15 protein-coding genes are annotated in these 19,357 nt (G+C 66.3%); 9 read left to right on the top strand and 6 right to left on the bottom strand.

Features of this window, described 5'->3' with window-relative positions:
- Positions 1-118: 118 nt before the first annotated feature.
- Positions 119-2,512, top strand: coding sequence for an FG-GAP-like repeat-containing protein (locus AWB68_RS08410; RefSeq protein ID WP_087643893.1), 2,394 nt, complete (start codon positions 119-121; stop codon positions 2,510-2,512).
- A 95-nt stretch (positions 2,513-2,607) separates the two neighbouring features.
- Here the strand turns inward: AWB68_RS08410 and AWB68_RS08405 are convergent, their stop codons facing one another.
- The 3 genes from AWB68_RS08405 to AWB68_RS08395 all read right to left on the bottom strand — a co-directional run bounded on the left by AWB68_RS08405 (position 2,608) and on the right by AWB68_RS08395 (position 5,556).
- Positions 2,608-3,681 carry a glycosyltransferase gene (locus AWB68_RS08405; RefSeq protein WP_087643892.1) on the bottom strand — a complete coding sequence of 358 codons (1,074 nt, stop codon included), beginning with the start codon at positions 3,679-3,681 and terminating at the stop codon, positions 2,608-2,610.
- Between the two features lie 386 nt (positions 3,682-4,067).
- Positions 4,068-4,334, bottom strand: a complete 267-nt coding sequence (locus tag AWB68_RS08400) for a hypothetical protein (protein ID WP_087643891.1) — start codon at positions 4,332-4,334, stop codon at positions 4,068-4,070.
- Between the two features lie 148 nt (positions 4,335-4,482).
- On the bottom strand, positions 4,483-5,556 hold the full coding sequence (locus AWB68_RS08395) for a substrate-binding domain-containing protein (RefSeq protein WP_087643890.1): 1,074 nt from the start codon (positions 5,554-5,556) through the stop codon (positions 4,483-4,485).
- Positions 5,557-5,684: 128 nt separating this feature from the next.
- Here AWB68_RS08395 and AWB68_RS08390 point away from each other — a divergent pair, with 128 nt between their 5' ends.
- The 4 genes from AWB68_RS08390 (at position 5,685) to AWB68_RS08375 (ending at position 11,106) form a co-directional block, all read left to right on the top strand.
- Positions 5,685-6,182, top strand: a complete 498-nt coding sequence (locus tag AWB68_RS08390) for an NAD(P)H-dependent oxidoreductase subunit E (protein ID WP_087643889.1) — start codon at positions 5,685-5,687, stop codon at positions 6,180-6,182.
- Positions 6,179-7,735, top strand: a complete 1,557-nt coding sequence (locus AWB68_RS08385; protein ID WP_087643888.1) for an NADH-ubiquinone oxidoreductase-F iron-sulfur binding region domain-containing protein — start codon at positions 6,179-6,181, stop codon at positions 7,733-7,735. The genes AWB68_RS08390 and AWB68_RS08385 overlap by 4 nt, the downstream gene beginning before the upstream one ends.
- A 177-nt stretch (positions 7,736-7,912) precedes the next feature.
- A complete protein-coding gene (gene fdhF / locus AWB68_RS08380) occupies positions 7,913-10,858 on the top strand; it encodes a formate dehydrogenase subunit alpha (RefSeq protein ID WP_087643887.1) in 2,946 nt (981 codons plus the stop codon).
- Between the two features lie 2 nt (positions 10,859-10,860).
- A complete protein-coding gene (locus tag AWB68_RS08375) occupies positions 10,861-11,106 on the top strand; it encodes a formate dehydrogenase subunit delta (protein ID WP_087643886.1) in 246 nt (81 codons plus the stop codon).
- A 29-nt stretch (positions 11,107-11,135) separates the two neighbouring features.
- Here the strand turns inward: AWB68_RS08375 and AWB68_RS08370 are convergent, their stop codons facing one another.
- The 3 genes from AWB68_RS08370 to AWB68_RS08360 form a co-directional block, all read right to left on the bottom strand.
- Positions 11,136-12,857, bottom strand: coding sequence for an FAD-dependent monooxygenase (locus AWB68_RS08370; protein WP_087643885.1), 1,722 nt, complete (start codon positions 12,855-12,857; stop codon positions 11,136-11,138).
- Between the two features lie 91 nt (positions 12,858-12,948).
- Positions 12,949-13,944, bottom strand: coding sequence for a cation diffusion facilitator family transporter (locus AWB68_RS08365; protein WP_087643884.1), 996 nt, complete (start codon positions 13,942-13,944; stop codon positions 12,949-12,951).
- Complete coding sequence (locus tag AWB68_RS08360) at positions 13,941-14,273, bottom strand: ArsR/SmtB family transcription factor (RefSeq protein ID WP_087643951.1); 333 nt, start codon at positions 14,271-14,273, stop codon at positions 13,941-13,943. The genes AWB68_RS08365 and AWB68_RS08360 overlap by 4 nt, the downstream gene beginning before the upstream one ends.
- Positions 14,274-14,398: 125 nt before the next feature.
- Here AWB68_RS08360 and AWB68_RS08355 point away from each other — a divergent pair, with 125 nt between their 5' ends.
- From AWB68_RS08355 to AWB68_RS08340, 4 genes are all read left to right on the top strand, one after another.
- Positions 14,399-16,249: a tetratricopeptide repeat protein gene (locus AWB68_RS08355; protein ID WP_087643883.1), complete on the top strand. Its 1,851-nt coding sequence runs from the start codon at positions 14,399-14,401 to the stop codon at positions 16,247-16,249.
- Between the two features lie 291 nt (positions 16,250-16,540).
- The gene (locus AWB68_RS08350; protein WP_235028257.1) at positions 16,541-17,077 is read left to right on the top strand and encodes a GNAT family N-acetyltransferase; all 537 of its coding nucleotides are present in this window, start codon (positions 16,541-16,543) and stop codon (positions 17,075-17,077) included.
- 243 nt (positions 17,078-17,320) lie between these two features.
- Entirely contained in the window at positions 17,321-18,502 is a 1,182-nt protein-coding gene (locus tag AWB68_RS08345; RefSeq protein WP_125482900.1) for a hypothetical protein, read from the top strand.
- Positions 18,503-18,609: 107 nt separating this feature from the next.
- The gene (locus AWB68_RS08340) at positions 18,610-19,341 is read left to right on the top strand and encodes a DUF2968 domain-containing protein (RefSeq protein ID WP_087643950.1); all 732 of its coding nucleotides are present in this window, start codon (positions 18,610-18,612) and stop codon (positions 19,339-19,341) included.
- Positions 19,342-19,357: the final 16 nt, after the last annotated feature.

The following is a 19,357-nucleotide window of genomic DNA, read 5'->3' as shown; positions in this document are numbered from 1 at the left end:
CGACAGCCGCGCCCCTCTCGTCGAAACTTCATACATGTTCGGTCGGACACCGACGACTGCGCCCGCCGACGGCAAGCTTTTCGCTTTTCCCGACTAAACCAGCGCTTACGGAGGCGTCATGCGCAGAGGCAGGTCGACGTCGATCGCGTGGCTCGTATGGCACGCACTGCTGTTCGCCCTCTCCGCGGTGCTGGTCCCCCCGCAACGCGCGCTAGCCGCCGAACCGAACGCCGACTGTCACGCCGGCACGCTCGTGACCGTCGTAGCGCACCTCGACGACGACCTCCTCTTCGTCAACCCCGGCATCAGCGACAAGATCGACGCCGGCTGGTGCGTCACCGTCGTGCATTTGATCGGCGGCGCGAACGGCGCCAAATTCGACTACGTGCTGCTGCGCGAAACCGGCACCAAGCTCGCCTATGCACGGATGGCGGGGGTTCCGAACGAGTGGCTCGAATCGAACGCGACGTTCGCCGGCAAACCGGTACACGAACTCGTGCTGACCCATCAGCCGAGGGTGAAGCTGCTCGAATTGCGTCTGCCCGGCGGCGCCGTGCGCGGCGGCAAAGTCCCGCTCGGCCTCTTGTGGGACCGTGGCGAGACGCTCACCACCTATCCGATGAACACCGACGGCACCGGCGCCACAACCTACGACCGCCGCGCCCTCATCGCCACGCTGCGCGCGATCCTGACGCCGGCCATCGAGGTGTACACGCTCAACCCGGACACGGTTCCGTTCATCGAACATCCCGACCATATCTACGCGGCGCGGATCACACGCGTCGTCGCGCAGGGCCTGAACAAGAACCTGCCGATCGGCTATCACGTCACCTATCCGACCGCCGGCCTGCCGAAGAACCTCAGCACCGCCGAGACCTTGCGAAAGCGCGACACCGTCGGCAGCTACTTCGCGGTCGATGGCAACGATGCGGGACACGTCTTCGGCGAGTATCAGTGGGACGGCAACTGGGTCGCGCGCCGTTACTTCAGCGCCGCCCGCACGAGCGATCCCGGCGCGGAGTTCCAGCCGCGGCCGACGCGCCTCGTGAACGAATACTCCAGCCAGTGCCTCGATTCCGGCGGCGGCGCGGGGAAAAGCCCTCGTCTCGCGGTCTGCTCCGACTCCGCCTCGCAAGACTGGATCTGGCAGCCGCTGCCGGTCAAACCCGGCGACAAGAACGACGCGCAACTCGTCAACGACAGCACGCATCGATGCGTCGCCGAACGTGATGGCCGGCTTGTCGAGGAAGCCTGCAACGCGGGCGCCGCGGCCCAACGCTGGACACCGTGGGATTTCGGGCTCGTCTACACGCCGCTCGGACATTGCCTGGGAGCCGTGAACGGCGCGCTATCGATCGGACGCTGCTCGCTTCTGACCGCCGAATTCCGCTGGGCGACCACGCCCCGCTCGCAATGGTCCGACACGCGCGAGGAAGGCGCGCTCTATGGCGACGTCCGCGGCTCCGGCCGCGCCAGCACGGTCTACGTGCAACGCCGCAAGGACGGCCCGGGCTTCAACGTGTGGGTCGCGGAGATGTCGCGTTTCGAAGGTGCGATGCCGTGGTACCTGAATGCCGTGCCCTTCGATCCCGAAGCCACGGCGCCTACCTGCCGTGCCGACACGCTGTGTTTCGACGGCGCGCGCTTTCTCGTCGCGGATTTCGACGGCGACGGCCGCGCCGATCTGATGGTCGTCACGCCGCGCAATGGCGGCACGGCGTTCTGGCTGTTGCGCAGCAACGGCAGCCGCTTCGAGGCGCCGCGTCTCTGGTACCAGACGAGTTCCGCGTTCACGCCGGACACGGCGCAGCAATACGTCGCCGCCGACTTCAACGGCCACGGCCGCGCCGACGTCATGATCGCGCAAAAACGCGACGACGCCGGCCTCGACCTCTGGGTGCTGACCGGCAATGCCGCTACCGCGAACGCGCCAGTGCGCTGGCTCGAGGCGCCCCAACTCGACGCCGCCGCGCGCTTCCTGCCGGCCCGCCTCGCGGGTTCGTCGCGCGAGGGATTGCTGGCCGTCGAGAACGTGAACTCGGCGCTCGCCGTCACGCAGATCGCGAGCACCGGCAGCGCGTTCTCGGCCGGCGAGCGTGGCACGCCCTACCCGCAGTTCCCGCGTGCGTCGGTGAAAGTGGCGGCCGGCGACGTGGAAGGCACCGGCATCGACGATCTCGTCGTGCTTCAGCCACGCGGCGACAACGCCAGCATCGACGTGTGGAAGATGAAGGGCGGCAAGACCTTCGGCCCGCCCGTTCGCGTCGGGACGCTCGCCGATACGTCCTACGCCGATACCATGCCCGCGCTCATCCGCCGCAACGATCGCACGACGCTGATGCTGTTCAGGCGCGCCAACGCGACACTCGGCGAGTTCTATTTCACGGGCGGCGCGCCGAGCCTGTCGGGCTATGACTTCGACCCGTCGTCGAAGTTCGGGCCGGTGCAAATCTGGGGCAACCTGCCGGGTCTGTATTCCGAATCGCTCTGGCTCCGGTCGCTCGCGCAGTAGCCGATTTGCGCGGACAAAAAGACGCGGCGCCGTCCAGAACCTGGAACGGCGCCGCGTTTTTGCTATCCCGCCGCGATCATCGCGGCATCAGGGCTTCAACTCAATCCCACCCGCAAGTTCAGCACATCGCGCGCGATGGCGAGATATCGGTCGGCGGTGCTTTGCAGCGTGAGCCCGGTGAGCGGACGCGTCGCGCGCGGCTGCGACAGCGATTCGAGCAGCGCGCGGCCGTACGCGTCGGCATCGCTCGTATCGAGCAGTTGCACGCCGGGGAAATTACCCGCGAAAGCGAACGACTGAATCGCGTTCGCCACGACCGGAATGCCCGACGCCAGCGCCTCCAGAAAGCCGATGCTGTGCGCCTCGAAGCTCGACGGCATCGCGAACGCCGCCGATGCCCGCAGGATCTGCGCGACATTGGACTGCGGCCCCTCGATCACGACGCGCTCCTGCAGCCCGAGTTTCGCGACGAGAGCGACCACCGCCGCGTGATACGCGACGTTCTCGATCACGCCGCACAGCAGCAAGCGCGCGTCCGGATCGGCCTTCGCGACGCGCGCGAAAGCGTGGACCGTCTGCAAATGGTTCTTCTCCGGAATGTAGCGGCCGACCTGCACGATCTGCTTGTAGGCGACCGGCGTCACGGGCACGTCGTCGGTGAAGCGCGAGATGTCCACGCCGTTCGGCACCACGATCATCGACGGATGCAGGCCGATCTCCTTCACGTATTCGTCGATATTCTTCTGCGACACGCCGATCACCGCTTTCGCCCGGCCCGACAACAGGCGTTCGGCACGCAACAGCGCGCTGTTCGAGAAGTCGTTGGCGCCGGAGTGCATGACCCAGACGATAGGCACGCGCGTCGGCAGCGCGCGCACATAGAGCGCGGCAATGGTCGCGTGGGCGAAGATGATGTCCGGCTTGAACGTGCGGATTGCCTGAAAGAGGAACAGCAGCCTGCCCAGCTTGCGATAGTTGCGCTTCGGAAAGAGGCACGTCACACCATGCGACCGGAGCTCGGCGCTGATGTGTTCGAAGTCGCTGTGCTCCGGCATCAGGGACGCGATGCACACACTGTGTCCGCCCCGCTGGTGCCCGATCGCGACCCCCTTCGCGAGCACTTCTGCCCCCGACAGGCGTGGTGCCAGTATGACCTGGAGAATTCGCATTTATGCTGTCCCTCGGCAATTCCGAAGCGTCGCCCAGCGGCACGGCCGACGATGCGGGACGCCGTCGTCCCAATCGCCGAGAGCCGCGCTGGTTCGCGGATGCCGGGCACCGACGCGCTTCTTTTATTGTTTATGACGGAAGAGTCGCTTTATATGAGTATGTCGTCGAATACGCTCAACGACGCCCTGTTAAGGTACTCCAGCCGTCATACCAAACGCCCGCCATCTCGTAGTGTTTTTCGGTCCATGTGCACCGTTTGTTGAACGAAACGGACGCAATGCGTGCGGCTTCGCCGGCGCGCTGGACGGCTTGATCGGGGCGTGGAGTCGGGAGGGTGAAACGGCGGAATCGAGGTGACGTGGACCGCGATTCCGCGCTGGAAGTTCTACTCGGCGTCTTTCGGGCACTGCAGATTGCAGCCGCTCGAATCGCCGTTGTCAGCACGACGGCGCGCCTTCGACTTGCCCTGCTGATATTTGTCGCTGGGCGCCGAGGCGGCGAACTGCATTTGCGGGTGTTCGTTCAGGCGGAACTGGTCCTGCAGGATTCCGCCCGGAATGCCCGGCGAGTTTTGAGCGAAGGCAACGGGAGCGAGATAAACCGCGCCGGCGATGAGCGCGGCGCAGGTGGAAGCGGTGAGAAACAGTTTCATGGCAATGTGGCGCGGCGTGACCGGCGCTCCAGACGTAGACGGCAAGCCGCTAGGTTAACGTAATTTGGGACGCATGGCAGTTTCTGCGGGAATGCCAATTTTACCGTCCATTTCCGGCGCCTCGCGTCGACGGTCCCGGCCGGGCAATTCACGCGCCGCTCAAGCCCTTCTCCACGCCGACGAGTTCGCCGCAGCGGGCCGGGTCATAGCCTTCCAGATGCGCCACGCTGTCATTGAACGCATCGCTCTTCAGGATCTCGATGACCCGGCCGAGTCGCCCTTCTTCCAGGCGCGCGCGCTCGCAGGCGAAAAAATAGTCCTCGTCGATGACGGGAATGAAGTCCAGCGCGAAATGCTGCGCTGCGGGCTGCACGCCGAAGCCGAGATCGGCCATGCCGCTCGCGACGAACGCGGCAATCGCCGAGTGCGTGAGTTCCGTTGTCGCGTAACCGTTGATCTGGTCCGGATCGACGCCGATCTTTCTCAGCGACAAATCGAGCAGCATGCGCGTGCCGGAACCCGGCTGGCGATTGACGAAACGCACGTCGCTCCGCGCGAGGTCGCGCAATCCTTCGATGCCCTTCGGATTGCCCTTCGGCAAGAAGAGCCCCTGTGTGCGCCGCGTCAGATGGATCAACTGATACCGGTCCGGATCGAGCAACTGCCGGTAGACCTGCGCGCAGGTCGCACGGAATTCGCCGATCGGCAGGTGAAAACCCGCCAGTTCGCATTCGCCGCGCGCAAGCGCGCTCACCGCTTCGGCGCTCTCGCGGTATTTGATGTCGATCGGAATGTGCTTCGCGCCGAGCGCCCGCACGAGCGTGGCGACCGCGTAGCCATGCGACGCGTGGATGCGCAGATGAGCGGCATCGCGCGCAAGGCGGCGGTTCAACTCGCTCGCCACTTCCGACGCAACCGACTGGAGCGGCGCGACGAGCCGCTCGCCGGAGATGCGCTGCGCGCGCAGCACGGCCTCGCCGAGTTCGGACAAAACGGAGCCGCGTCCGCGCGACTTGGTGATCAGCGCGCCGCCGAGCCGCGCCTCGATTTCGCGCAACAAACCCCACGCGTGCCGATAGGACAAACCCTTAGCCGCCGCGGCGTTCGCGATGCTGCCGGTTTGCGAAACCAGCAGCAGGAGCGGCACAACCGCGCTGAGACTGGTTTCCCGGCCATCGGCGTCGCGCAGCACGAGTTCGGCACGGCATTGCACGTCGACCATATGCACTCCTTGTTCCTATTGCCAAGATATATCACGGGGCCTATTGTTCACTTCATCGACTCGGTGCAACGAATTATAAGTCTTGAATATGCACACGATAAACATATACCGAGCGCTGGAGGAGCCCCATGACTCACCCGCAACAAGCCGTTCCCGCACCCGACGAACTGGTGCGCCGCCACGCGACCCAGGGCGCCACGCTGATGGTCATCCTGCATGCGATCCAGGACGAAGTCGGGTATGTGCCGCCCGCCGTCGTCCCGGCGCTCGCGCGGGCGCTGTCGCTGTCGCGCGCCGAGGTTCACGGCGTCATCACCTACTACCATCACTTCCGCTCGGAGCCGCCCGCGCGCGTCACCGTGCAGTTGTGCCGCGCTGAAGCCTGCCGGAGCATGGGCACGGAAGCGCTCGCGCAGCATGTGGAAGGCCATACCGGTTGCAAGTTCGACAACGGTCATCACACCGAGACCGAGCTCGAATCGGTGTTCTGCCTCGGTCAATGCGCGCTGTCGCCATCGATGATGATCAACGGCGAGCTTTACGCGAAAGTCACGCCGCAGAAGTTCGACCGGCTGTACGCCGACGCCCGGGCGCGCACCAACGCCGGCACGGAGGAAACGGCATGACACGCATCTACGTTCCCTGCGATTCATCGGCGCTCGCGCTCGGCGCAGAAGCGGTCGCCGCCGCCATCGCGAACGAGGCCGCTCAGCGCGGCGTCGAAGTCCAGATCGTGCGCAATGGCTCGCGCGGCCTCTTGTGGCTCGAACCGCTTGTCGAAGTGGAAACGGCGCAAGGCCGCATCGGCTATTCGAATGTCGAGGTCGAAGACCTGGGCGCGCTGTTCGAGGCCGGTTTCATCGACGGCGGTGCGCATGAGAAAAACGTCGGCGTCGTCGATGAACTGCCTTACCTCAAGAACCAGCAACGGCTGACGTTCGCGCGGATCGGCATCACCGACCCGCTGTCCATCGACGACTACGTCGCGAACGGCGGCATCGAAGGCTTGCGCCGCGCGCTCGACATGAACGGCGACGCCGCTTGCGAGGCGCTCATCGAATCCGGCCTGCGCGGACGCGGCGGCGCGGCGTTTCCCGCCGGCATCAAGTGGCGCACGGTGCGCGGCGCGCTGGCGGACCAGAAGTACATCGTCTGCAACGCGGACGAAGGCGATTCCGGCACCTTCTCCGACCGCCTCGTGATGGAAAGCGACCCCTACGTGCTGATCGAAGGGATGATCATCGCGGGCGTCGTGACCGGCGCGACGAAGGGTTACATCTACGTGCGCAGCGAGTACCCGCACTCGATCACCACGCTCAACCGCGCGATCGACAAGGCGCGCGACGCCGGCTGGCTCGGCCAGAGCGTGCTCGGCACGTCGCACGCGTTCGAACTCGAAGTGGCGAAAGGCGCCGGCGCGTACGTCTGCGGCGAGGAAACAGCGCTGCTCGAATCGCTCGAAGGCAAGCGCGGCATCGTGCGCGCGAAGCCGCCGGTGCCGGCGCTCGTCGGTCTGTACGGCAAGCCGACCGTCATCAACAACGTCATCACGCTCGCGACCGTGCCGATCATCTTCGCGAAGGGCGCGTCGTTCTATCGCGACTTCGGCATGGGACGCTCGCGCGGCACGCTGCCGTTCCAGCTGGCGGGCAACGTGAAGCACGGCGGGCTCGTCGAACTCGCGTTCGGCGTGACGCTGCGCGAGCTGATCTACGACTACGGCGGCGGCACGGCGAGCGGCCGGCCGGCGCGCGCGGTCCAGGTCGGCGGCCCGCTCGGCACGTATCTGCCGGAGAGCCAGTGGGACATCCCGCTCGACTACGAAGCGTATGCGGCGGTCGGCGCGGTGGTCGGCCACGGGGGCCTCGTGGTCCACGACGACACCTCGAATCTCGCCGATCTCGCGCAGTACGCGATGCACTTCTGTGCGCTCGAATCGTGCGGCAAGTGCACGCCGTGCCGGATCGGTTCGACGCGCGGCGTGGAAGTGATCGCGAAGATCCGCGCGGGCGATACGTCGCCGAAACAGGTCACGCTGCTGCGCGATTTGTGCGACACGATGGTGTCCGGGTCGCTTTGCGCGATGGGCGGGATGACGCCCTTCCCGGTGCTGTCGGCGCTGGAGCATTTCCCTGAAGACTTCGGCCTTGCCAAAGCGCCGTCTCAAAAAGCGGCTTAAAGGAAGCGGCAATTACATTGCATGGGACCAGAGTAAGGCGCTAAACCGCCAACTCTGGTCGACCGCGAAGCATGGGACCAGAGTAAGGCGCTAAAGCGCCAACTCTGGTCGACCGCGAAGCATGGGACCAGAGTAAGGCGCTAAAGCGCCAACTCTGGTCGACAGGAGAGAGACAACATGTCCAACACGAACAACGGCTGCGGCTCCGGAAATTGCGCGTGCAAGAGCGCGGCATCGGTGCAGCGGCGCGATCCCTTCGACTTCACCGACTACGGCACGCCGCTGCGCCACGCCGACATCGACGTGACGCTCGAAATCGACGGCGAATCGGTCACCGTGCCGGCCGGAACCTCGGTGATGCGCGCGGCAATCGAAGCCGGCGTCAACGTGCCGAAGCTCTGCGCGACGGATTCGCTCGAACCGTTCGGCTCGTGCCGCCTGTGCCTCGTCGAGATCGAAGGCAAGAAGGGTTATCCGGCGTCGTGCACGACGCCCGTCGAAGCGGGCATGAAAGTGCGCACGCAAAGCGACCGCCTGCAGTCGCTTCGCAAGAACGTGATGGAGCTCTACATCTCCGATCACCCGCTCGACTGCCTCACCTGCCCCGCCAACGGCGACTGCGAACTGCAGGACATGGCGGGCGTCGTCGGCCTGCGCGAAGTGCGTTACGGCTACGAAGGCGCGAACCACCTGAAGGACAAGAAGGACGAATCGAATCCGTACTTCACCTATGACCCGTCGAAGTGCATCGTCTGCAATCGCTGCGTGCGCGCCTGCGAGGAAACGCAAGGCACGTTCGCGCTGACGATCGCCGCGCGCGGCTTCGAATCGAGGGTCGCCGCGAGCGAGAACGTGCCGTTCATGGAATCGGAGTGCGTGTCGTGCGGCGCGTGCGTCGCCGCGTGCCCGACCGCGACCTTGCAGGAAAAGACCGTCATCATGCTCGGCCAGCCCGAGCATTCGGTCGTGACGACCTGCGCGTATTGCGGCGTCGGCTGTTCGCTCAAGGCAGAGATGAAGGGCAGCGAAGTCGTGCGCATGGTGCCGAACAAGAACGGCCAGGCGAACGAAGGCCACGCGTGCGTGAAGGGCCGTTTCGCGTGGGGCTACGCCACCCACAAGGACCGCATCAAGAAGCCGATGATCCGCGCGAAGATCACCGATCCGTGGCGCGAAGTGTCGTGGGACGAAGCGATCAACTACGCGGCGAGCGAATTCCGCCGCATCCAGGCCAAGTACGGCCGCGATTCGATTGGCGGGATCACGTCGTCGCGTTGCACGAATGAAGAAACCTATCTCGTGCAGAAGCTCGTGCGCGCCGCGTTCGGCAACAACAACGTCGATACCTGCGCACGCGTCTGCCATTCGCCGACGGGCTACGGCCTCAAGACCACGCTCGGCGAATCGGCCGGCACGCAGACGTTCGCGTCGGTGGAGAAGGCGGACGTGATCGTCGTGATCGGCGCGAATCCGACCGACGGCCATCCGGTCTTCGCTTCGCGCATGAAGAAGCGCATCCGCGAAGGCGCGCAACTGATCGTGATCGATCCGCGCCGCATCGATATCGTCGACAACCCGCACATCAAGGCTTCGCATCACCTCGCACTGCGCCCCGGCACCAACGTCGCGATGATCAACGCAATCGCGCACGTGATCGTGACCGAAGGACTGGTGAACGAGCCGTTCGTCGCCGAGCGCTGCGAGGCGCGCGCATTCGGGCAATGGCGCGACTTCGTCTCGCACGCCGATAACTCGCCCGAAGCGATGGAACCGGTCACGGGCGTCCCCGCGCACCTGGTCCGCGAAGCCGCGCGCATCTATGCGCGGCCGGGCAACTCGGCGATCTTCTACGGCTTGGGCGTCACCGAGCACGCGCAAGGCTCGACGATGGTGATGGGCATCGCGAACCTCGCGATGGCGACGGGCAACGTGGGGCGCGAAGGTGTCGGCGTGAATCCGCTGCGCGGCCAGAACAACGTGCAGGGCTCGTGCGACATGGGCTCGTTCCCGCATGAATTGCCGGGCTACCGCCACATCAGCGATGCCGCCACGCGCGCCCTCTTCGAGGAAGCGTGGGACGTGAAGCTGCAATCGGAGCCGGGCCTGCGCATCCCGAACATGTTCGATGCCGCGACGCACGGCACGTTCATGGGCCTCTATTGCCAGGGCGAGGACATCGTCCAGTCCGATCCGAATACGCAGCACGTCGCGGGCGCGCTGTCGGCGATGGAATGCATCGTCGTACAGGACATCTTCCTGAACGAGACGGCGAAGTACGCGCACGTGCTGCTGCCGGGCTCGACCTTCCTCGAAAAGGACGGCACGTTCACCAACGCCGAGCGCCGCATCTCGCGCGTGCGCAAGGTGATGCCGCCGCTCGCCGGCTACGCGGACTGGGAAGCGACGATCCTCCTCTCGCGCGCGCTCGGCTACGAGATGAACTACACGCATCCGTCGCAGATCATGGATGAGATCGCGCGCCTCACGCCGACCTTCCAAGGCGTATCGTTCAAGCGCCTCGACGAACTCGGCAGCATCCAGTGGCCCTGCAACGAGCACGCGCCCGACGGCACGCCGACGATGCACATCGGCGAATTCGTGCGCGGCAAGGGGCGCTTCGTCATCACGAAGTTCGTGCCGACGCCGGAGAAGGTCACGCGCAAGTTCCCGCTGCTGCTGACGACCGGGCGCATCCTGTCGCAGTACAACGTCGGCGCGCAGACCCGCCGCACGGAGAATTCGCGCTGGCACGAGGAGGACCGGCTCGAGATCCATCCGCACGACGCCGAGGATCGCGGCATCAGGACGGACGACTGGGTCGGCATCGAATCGCGCGCGGGCCAGACCGTGCTGCGCGCGAAGATCACCGAGCGGATGCAGCCGGGCGTCGTCTATACGACGTTCCACTTCCCCGAATCCGGCGCGAACGTGATCACCACCGACTCCTCCGACTGGGCGACCAACTGTCCCGAGTACAAGGTGACCGCGGTGCAGGTGCTGCCGGTGGAACAGCCGTCGCAATGGCAGAAGGACTACTCGCGCTTCAACACGCAGCAGCTCGAATTGCTGGAAATGCGCACCGACGCGAAAGCGGATGCGCTCGTCACGACCTCGGGGAAATAGACATGGACGTGGACAACCTGATCGACATGGCGAACCGGATCGGCGAGTTCTTCGATTCGCTGCCGGACCAGCACGAAGCGACCGACTGCATCGCCGATCACATTCGCCGCTTCTGGGAGCCGCGCATGCGGCTCGCGATCCTCAACTCGCTCGATAATCCCGAAGCCAGCGCGGCGATGGAGCCGATCGTGCGCGAGGCCCTGATCGAGCATCGCAAGGAGCTGACGCCGGCATCGGCCACGGCCTGAGCGCGGCATAAGCGCGGCACAAGCAGCGCTCAGTCCTGCCGGTACTCGTGCTCCGGCGGCTCTTCGTCGGCGACGCTCGCGTTCGCGCTGAACCACGTCTCGCAGTGGCGCAGCAGGCCGTGAACGTCCGACGGGGCCCGCCCGCGCGCGGCGATGTAGCCGTCCGGGCGCATCAGGTAGAACGACGGCCGCGTGCGCCCGTAGTTCTCGGTCAGCGACTGCGCGCCCTCGCCCTGCATGATGTCGGTGATGCGCCATACGCGCACCGCGTTGGGCAATACTCTTTCCACCTGCTCCGCGAGTCCGTTAAGGTCCGGATCACGCAATGCGTGCGCGATCGTGATGGTCGCGGGCGCGAGTGCGACGTCGTCCGCGCCCTCGGGAAGAAGGAGCAGGAACAGCGAGAAATAGCCCGGATCGTGCAGGTCGTACAGGCAGCAAAATCCCGGCGCGCGCCCGAGCGGACCATCGACGACATGCACCCGCGCATCCGGCGCGCGCTCGCCGGCGCGCGGGCCGCCGTCGAGCAGGCGTTCGAGCGTGAGCGGACTGCGCCGGTACTGAATCGACAGTTCGCTCACCGTGCGCCGCATCGCGTCGCGCAGCGGGCCGATCGCGGAGAGCGCGGGCATCACGTGGTCGCGGATCAGCTTCATCGGACCGTGGTCGGCGCCGGCCATCTGCGTGAGCATGCTCGACTGCCGCAGCACGTCGCGCTCGATCGGATGACGCTCGACGTGATACGTGTCGAGCAGGCGGTCGGACGCGCCGCCGGAGAGCATCCGCGCGATCTTCCAGCCGAGATTGAGTGCTTCCTGAATGCCCGTGTTCATGCCCTGCGCGCCGGCCGGGCTGTGGACGTGCGCGGCGTCGCCGGCGAGAAAGATGCGGTCGACGCGCAGCCGGTCCACCATCCGGCTATTCAGCCGGAAATACGACGACCAGCCGATGCTCGACAGCGTCACGCGATGATGGATGCGCTGCTCGACGATCGCGCGGCAGTCGTCGAGCGTCGGGCCGTGGTCGGAGTCGGGCGGCGTGTGCAGGTCCGCGATCAGCCGTGCGCGCGAGTCGCCCATCGGGAACAGCGCGGCGAGGCCGGTGCCCGACGCGAAGATGTGGAACTCGTCGTCGGGCCAGTCGGAGTCGGCCTGCAGGTCGGCGAGCAGGAACGTCTGTTCGAAGGTCTTGCCGGTGAAACCGATGTCGAGCCGATGCCGCACCATGCTGTGCGCGCCGTCGGCGGCGATCATGTAAGACGGTCGCAGCACTTCGTCGCGTCCGTTCGGATGGCGCAGCGACGCCTGCACGCCCGCCGAGCCCTGCGAGAAATCGCACAACTCGACCCCGCGCTCGACCCACACATTGAAGGTCTTCAGGTGCTCGGTGAGGAGCCGTTCGGTTTCGGACTGGTCGAGGAAGAGCAGATAGGGGTAACGCGTCTGGAGCGGATCGAAGTCGAGCCGCGCGAGCCGCTGGCCGTTCGAATAGAGATTGGCGACCCGCGCGCGATGGCCGCGTTCGAGAAACGGCTTGACGATGCGGTGCTGTTCGAAGAGTTCGAGCGTGCGCGCCTGGATGCCGATCGCGCGCGAATAGGGAGACGGCTCGCGCGCCCGGTCGATGAGCCGAACCGGAATGTGCGCACGCGCGAGACTCATCGCGGCGGCAAGGCCCGTCGGTCCCGCACCGACGATCAGGACCGGCGCCACATCGAGCTTGTCGTGCGGATTCAGCTTTGGGGCGAACATGCACTCCTCCCTGAAACGTCACGTCCTCCAGTGTACGCCGCTCGTCCGCGGTTTCGTCGTACCGAGCCGTGCGCAGCGAATCGCGCGGAAATCAGCTCCGCGTGTGCAGCGCACAAGCGTGATGCGTCGTGCCGAGCTCGACCTGCAGCGTCGCGTGGTGCATCGCGTAGTCCTCGCGCAAGGTCCGCACGATGCCATCGACGAACGCGTCGCCCGGATGGCCCTCGCGCATCACGAGGTGCGCGGTCATCGCGTTCTCGGTCGTGGACAGCGCCCACACGTGCAGGTCGTGCACATCGTCGACGCCCGGAATGTCCGACAGGTACTTCTCGATGCGCGGCATGTCGACGCTCGGCGGCACGGCCGCCATCGCGAGGCGCATCGCGTCGCGCCCGAGGCCCCAGGTGCCGTACACGATCACCGACACGACGACGAGGCTCATCAGCGGATCGATCCAGCTCCAGCCGGAAAACAGGATGACGAGGCCACTCACCGCGACGGCGGCGGAGATCGCGGCGTCGGCGGCCATGTGGAGGAACGCGCCGCGCACGTTCAGGTCGTCCTTGCTGCCGCGCATGAAGAGCCAGGCCGAGAAGCCGTTCACCACCAGCCCGAGCGTCGCGACGATGAACACGTCGAGGCCCGCGACCGGCGCCGGGTTCAAGAGGCGCTGGATCGACTCGAGCACGATCGCGCCGCAGGCGAAAAGCAACAGCGCGGCGTTCGCGAGCGACGCGAGAATCGACGAACTGCCGAGGCCGAACGTGTAGCGCGGCGACGGCTGGCGCTTGCCGAGCCACACGGCGGCCCAGGCGAGCAACAGGCCCAGGACGTCGGAGAGATTGTGGCCGGCGTCGGCGAGGAGCGCGGTCGAGTGCGCGATGAAACCGTAGATGCCCTGCACGATGACGATCAACATGTTCAGCCCGACCGCCAGCGCGAACGTGCGGCCCTGGCCTTCCTGCGGCGCGTGATGGTGATGATGCTGATGGCCGCCGCCGTGACCATGGTCGTGGCTGTGCGAGTGGTCGTGGTCGTGGGCGTCGGCGTGCCCTTGCTCATGGGAATGCGGCGTATGCGTGGTCATGACTCGTTGTCCGGTCTGAAGTCGGTTTGCGGCTCGGCGACGTGTTCGAGCAACTCGCCGAGCATCGCGCTGATGTGCCGGTCGGCCGCGAGATAGAAAACCTGCTTGCCTTGCCGCTCGGCGCGCACGATCCGCGCCGCGCGCAACAGGCGCAAGTGGTGGCTGACGAGCGACGCCGAAAGCCCGAGCGTCTCCGCGATCGCGCCCACCGCCCGCTTCTCGTCGACGCACGCGAGCACGATGCGCAAGCGCGTCGGATCGCCGAGCAGGCGAAAGAGGTCGGCGAGCGGGACAACGCGCTCGTCGGAAGCGCTGAAGGGAGAGGCCACGGTGTGTCCATCCGATAACATATGAATACCTGTTCATATGTTAGATGCTTTGGACGCCCGCTGTCAATTCGGGCGAGGGGCGCCGAGTGTGTGGGAAAATGCGGGGTTTGCATTCGATTCCCGTCATGGACACTGTATTTGCCCGCGGTTTCGCGGCCCATCGTGACGGCCGCCTGACCGAAGCGGAACGCGACTATCAAGCCGCGCTCGCCGCCGAACCTCGCCACGTCGACGCCCTGCATCTGCTCGGCGTGCTGCGCCACCAGCAAGGGCAGCACGCGGAAGCGGCTGAACTCGTGCGTCGCGCGGTAGACCTGCGTCCGACCGACGCCGGCCTGCAACTGAACCTCGGCAACGCGCTGAAGGCGCTCGGGCGCATCGACGACGCCATCGAGCGCTTTCGCAATGCGCTCACGCTGCAACCGGGCTTTCCGCTTGCGCAATACAACCTCGGCAATGCGTACACGGCGGCGGGCCGGCACGAAGACGCCGCCGACGCCTTCGAAAAAGCCCTGCGCCTGCAGCCGAACGACGCCCCGACGTGGAACAACTTCGGCAACGCGCTATCGGCGCTGCGCCGCTTCGACGATGCCGCGAAGGCGTTTCGCCGCGCGCTCGCGATCCGTCCGCGGCATGCCGGCGCGCATAACAATCTCGGCATGGCGCTCAATGCGTTGGGCGACCTCGAAGGCGCGATCGGGCAGTTCCGTGCCGCCATCGACGCCGAGCCGAACTACGTCGCCGCGCATTTCAATCTGGGCAACCTGCTCGACGCGTCCGGCCGGCCGGCCGAAGCCGTCGAGGTCCTGGAAAAGACGGTCCGCATGCAGCCGCAATTCGCGCCGGCGCATTTCGGGCTCGGGCATGCGCTCGCGACGCTCGGCCGCCAGAAAGAAGCGCTGCCGCAATTCGAGCGCGCGGTCGGGCTCGATCCAAAATATGGCGTCGCGTGGCTCGGCCTGGGCAACGCGCATCTCGCGCTCGGCAATCATCAGGCGGCGATCCGCGCGTTCGACCAGGCGTTGCGCCTCGCTCCCGATGAACCCGCCGCGCGCCTGAACCGCGCGCTCGCCCTGCTGGCGCTCGGCGAATACGCGCGCGGCCTGCCCGCCTACGAAGCGCGCCTCGACACGCCCGGCAGCACGCCCGCGCCGCCGCTGCCGCGCTGGAACGGCGAGCCGCTGCCCGGCCGCACGCTCCTCGTGCGCGCGGAGCAGGGTTTCGGCGATACGCTGCAGTTCATGCGCTTCGCGCCCTACGCCGCGAAGCTCGCCGGGCGGCTGGTGCTGCAAGTGCAACCGGCGCTGCTGCCGCTGCTGGCGCCCGCGGCACAGGCGGCGCGCATCGAACTAACGAGCGCGGCCGACTCCGCGACGAAAGCCGACGCGTTCAGTCCGCTTCTCAGCCTGCCGCTCGCCCTCGGCATGACGACGCTCGACGCGATTCCCGCGCGAACGCCGTATCTGGTGATTCCGGCTGCGTACCGGCGCAAGTGGCGCGGCTCGATCGGCGGGCAGGCGAAGCGCAAGATCGGCATCGCGTGGTCGGGGCGCCTGCAGCCCGGCGAAACGCGTTCGATACCGCTCGCCATGCTCGATCCGCTCTTCGCGCTGGAAGGCATCGACTGGATCGCGCTGCAGCCGGTCCTGACCCGCGACGAACGCGCCGCACTCGACGCGCACCCGCACGCGAAGTCGATTCACCGGCTGGACGGCCGCCTCGACGATTTCGCCGATACCGGCGCGATCGTCGACCGGCTGGATGGCGTGGTGTCGGTGGATACGTCGGTGGCGCATCTGGCCGGCGCGCTCGGCAAGCCGCTCTGGCTGATGCTGCCGCACGCCGCGGACTGGCGCTGGGGCATCGACGCGCCGTCGAGCGCGTGGTATCCGAATGCGCGATTGTTTCGCCAGCCCGAGCCCGGTGGGTGGCGGGAAGTGATCGAAGAAGTGGCTGCAGCGGTGCGCACCGGATAAATGCCGCTCGTTTCCGGTGAGCTGCGCGCCGGAGCGTTCGATGGGTGTCCGACTGGGGCGCGGTTCACAGCGACGGGTCTTTCTTGTTTTCGGATCACTCCGTCTTGTCTTGATTCGATAGCCCGACGCGCACCGTCTCGATCAGAATCGCCGACAGCTTCAGTCCTTCCTTCGCCGTATCGGGCGTCGGAACGGGCCGTCTTTGAAATCCAACGCTAAGTGAGCGAGCGGTTTCCGCGAGGCGGAACATCGTCTAATTTCGTCGATACAATCGCCAACAGCAGCCTACAGATGTCAACCTCAAAGCATATGCAAAACATACCCGCCTTGCGCCTGCGCAAAGCAACGCCCGCCGACGCGGCGCTCGTCGCGCGGATGCACGCGCAAAGCTGGGCGGCCGCGTATCGCGGCATCCTTCCCGACACCTATCTCGACGACGAAGTGCCCCGCGAGCGCGCGGCCCATTGGGCCCGGCGGATGGACGAAATCGACGCGGGCGACGGCCTCGTGCTGATCGCGGAACTGGACGCCGCGCCAATCGGCTTCGTCTGCCTGGCGAATCCCGACGCGAACGGCAGCGCGCTCGTCGACAATCTGCACGCGCTGCCGGGCTCCCGGGGCGCCGGCGCGGGCAGCGCGATGCTGGCCGCAGCCCAGGCGTGGGCCCGAGAACGCGGCGCGCGGCAGTTGCACTTGTCGGTGCTGGAAGCGAACCGGCCCGCAATCGGCTTCTACGAATCGCGCGGCTGGCGATTCGCCGCACGCGAAAACGACCGGATGGGTGGAATCGACGTGATTTCGCTGGTCTATACGTTCGCACTCGACTGACTGAAACACCGGTTCCGTCACCTCTTTTCCGCTCGTCGTCAAGCGTCCCCGTTTCCGCAGGCGAACTCGGACGGTTCTGATCGTTTTCGACTTCCTTGCTCCGTATGATCGCGGGTTGCTTTCGTCGCTGGTCCGGGTGCTTTGCATCAGGTGCCCGTTGTCTGGCGGTTGGCCAGTTGACTTTACGGGCAGGCCGCTCGACCTACGCGGCCCCGACGCACGAATTCGGAATAGAGAAGACCCATGACCGCTCCCATGATCGATGTACAAGGCCATCTACTGCTGCCGACCTTGTATCCGCTGGCCAATCAGGCTGTTACTTTCGGTCGCGAGTGGGCATCGACTCATGCACGACCCGTATTCTCCGAATACGAAGTTCCGTTCTACGCGGCCAAATTGCTCACGGCCTATGTGAGCGCGCTGTCGATCCGCGAAGCAACTTTCCCCTACGCGCCCGCCAATCTCTGGCACAAGCTTTCCCGCACGGATTTCGAAGCCTTCATGCCGCGAGCCGCCGCGGCAGCGTTCGCGACAGCGGCGGCCGCACCGGCGCCCGCCGCGTTCGAGCCGTTCACGGCGGATGCTCATCGACGCAGCGCGATTCCGCCGGCGAAGCGCCCCGGTAACAGGAAGCTCGCGGGCGGCGCGATCGCGCTTGCGGGCGTGGGCCTGCTGGCCTGGCTGATGTTCGGCGCGGAACACAGCCCGAAGGTCGACGAAAGCACACGCACCCGGCCGATGCAGGCCGCAACGCCGGTGGTGCCAGCCAGCGCCGCGCAGGCGGTTGCGCGTGCCTATCCGGCGGCGACCGAACCGGTGGTCGCGAAGGTGACGAACAGCGTCGCGCAGGGCGCGCCGGCTCCGGTGAGCGTTCTTCCGAAAGCGACTCAGGCGACTGTTCGTGCCGCCGCCGGCGCCGTCGTGGCGCCGGTGGATTCGCAGCAGGCCATGCGCACCGGCAGCATCAGGACCGGCGTGGTATCGCAGCGCTCGAAGTCGAATGCCGACGAGGTTTATCCCGCGCCTTCGCGCAAGGCGACGAAGGCGGTGCGGACCTCGCGTCGCGCGGGTATCGAGCAGCTACGTGGTAAACGTCGCGGCGCGGCGACTTCGGCGCGCAACGCCGCCTACGACAGGCTCGTCGCCGTGCGCGACGCCGATGCCAACACTCAAGGCGCGTATCGCCGGCCGACGCAGTCCGCCGCGCGTCAGACGGAAGCGCCAGTGGCTCGACCAGCGGCCCGTCCGCAGATGAGCGTCGCCGAGATGTACAACATGCTCCAGCATTCGCCGACGCTCGACGACAACAGTTCCCTCGCGCGCTCCGCCTCGCGCAGCCACACAAGTGCCGGGGACGCGGCGAACGCGAACGTGCAACTCTCGAAGCGGCGCGTGACCGACGCGCCCGGCGATTTCACGAAGTGATCCACCCCTCGATGCAACCCGCTCTCGCCTGCCGTGATCGCCTCTCGGGCACCGGCAAGCGAGCGCGTTCCGACTTGCCTCTTCAACTCTTTCGGCGCCCGGCCACCATGACGTCTACCATCCATTTCCGGCACGCGACGCTTGCCGCCGTCCTCGCCGTGTGCGGAGCGCTCGCGCCCGCCGCTCACGCACTCGAACTGCTCGCTCCTCCGCTTCCGGCGCATGGCGCGGCTGCGTCGAAGGCCGGGTCGCCTGGGCCGGGTGCGTTCCCGTCCACCGACGCCGACGACACTTCCGACGACGTCTCCGCGTCGCAGGCGCAGGGCAACGTCGCGGAACTTAGGCAGATGGTGCAGACCGGCCAGTTGACCGAACTGCGCACGACCTACAACGCCAGCTACGGCGCCACGCTCTTTTTCTATCCGCAGGAGATGGTGTATTACGTCGCGCTGTTCCAGGAAAAGCGCTTCTGGCGCGTCGTGAAAACGCAGGACGACACCCGCGCCGACACCGTCTATGCCCAGTTCGCGCGCAAGAGCTACGATCTCGCTGCGAACGAAATCCGCCGCACGCAGTTGCAGGCGCAGAAGGCGCTGCTCGAACGCGTGATCGCGGTATCGGACGACCGCGCGAAGCGGCTCTCCGCCGATCTTTCGATCGCGCGGGCGCAGGACAGCGAAGTGTCGCAGCGACAGCAGTTGCTGCAGGCGGAATCGGTGGCACTGCAAGGCGACAAGCTTTCCGCCGAACGCAAGCTGCGCGCGTTGCAGCAGCAGGTCGAGCAGCTTCAGCACCAGACCGAAGCCGGCTTGCCGTCGCTGGGAACGTCCGAGCGCTGATCGCCTGACACCCGCA

Source organism: Caballeronia choica (assembly GCF_001544535.1).
Taxonomy (GTDB): Bacteria; Pseudomonadota; Gammaproteobacteria; order Burkholderiales; family Burkholderiaceae; genus Caballeronia; species Caballeronia choica.
Note: the sequence above shows the minus strand (reverse complement) of the source record. Positions and strands in the feature narration are given on the sequence as shown.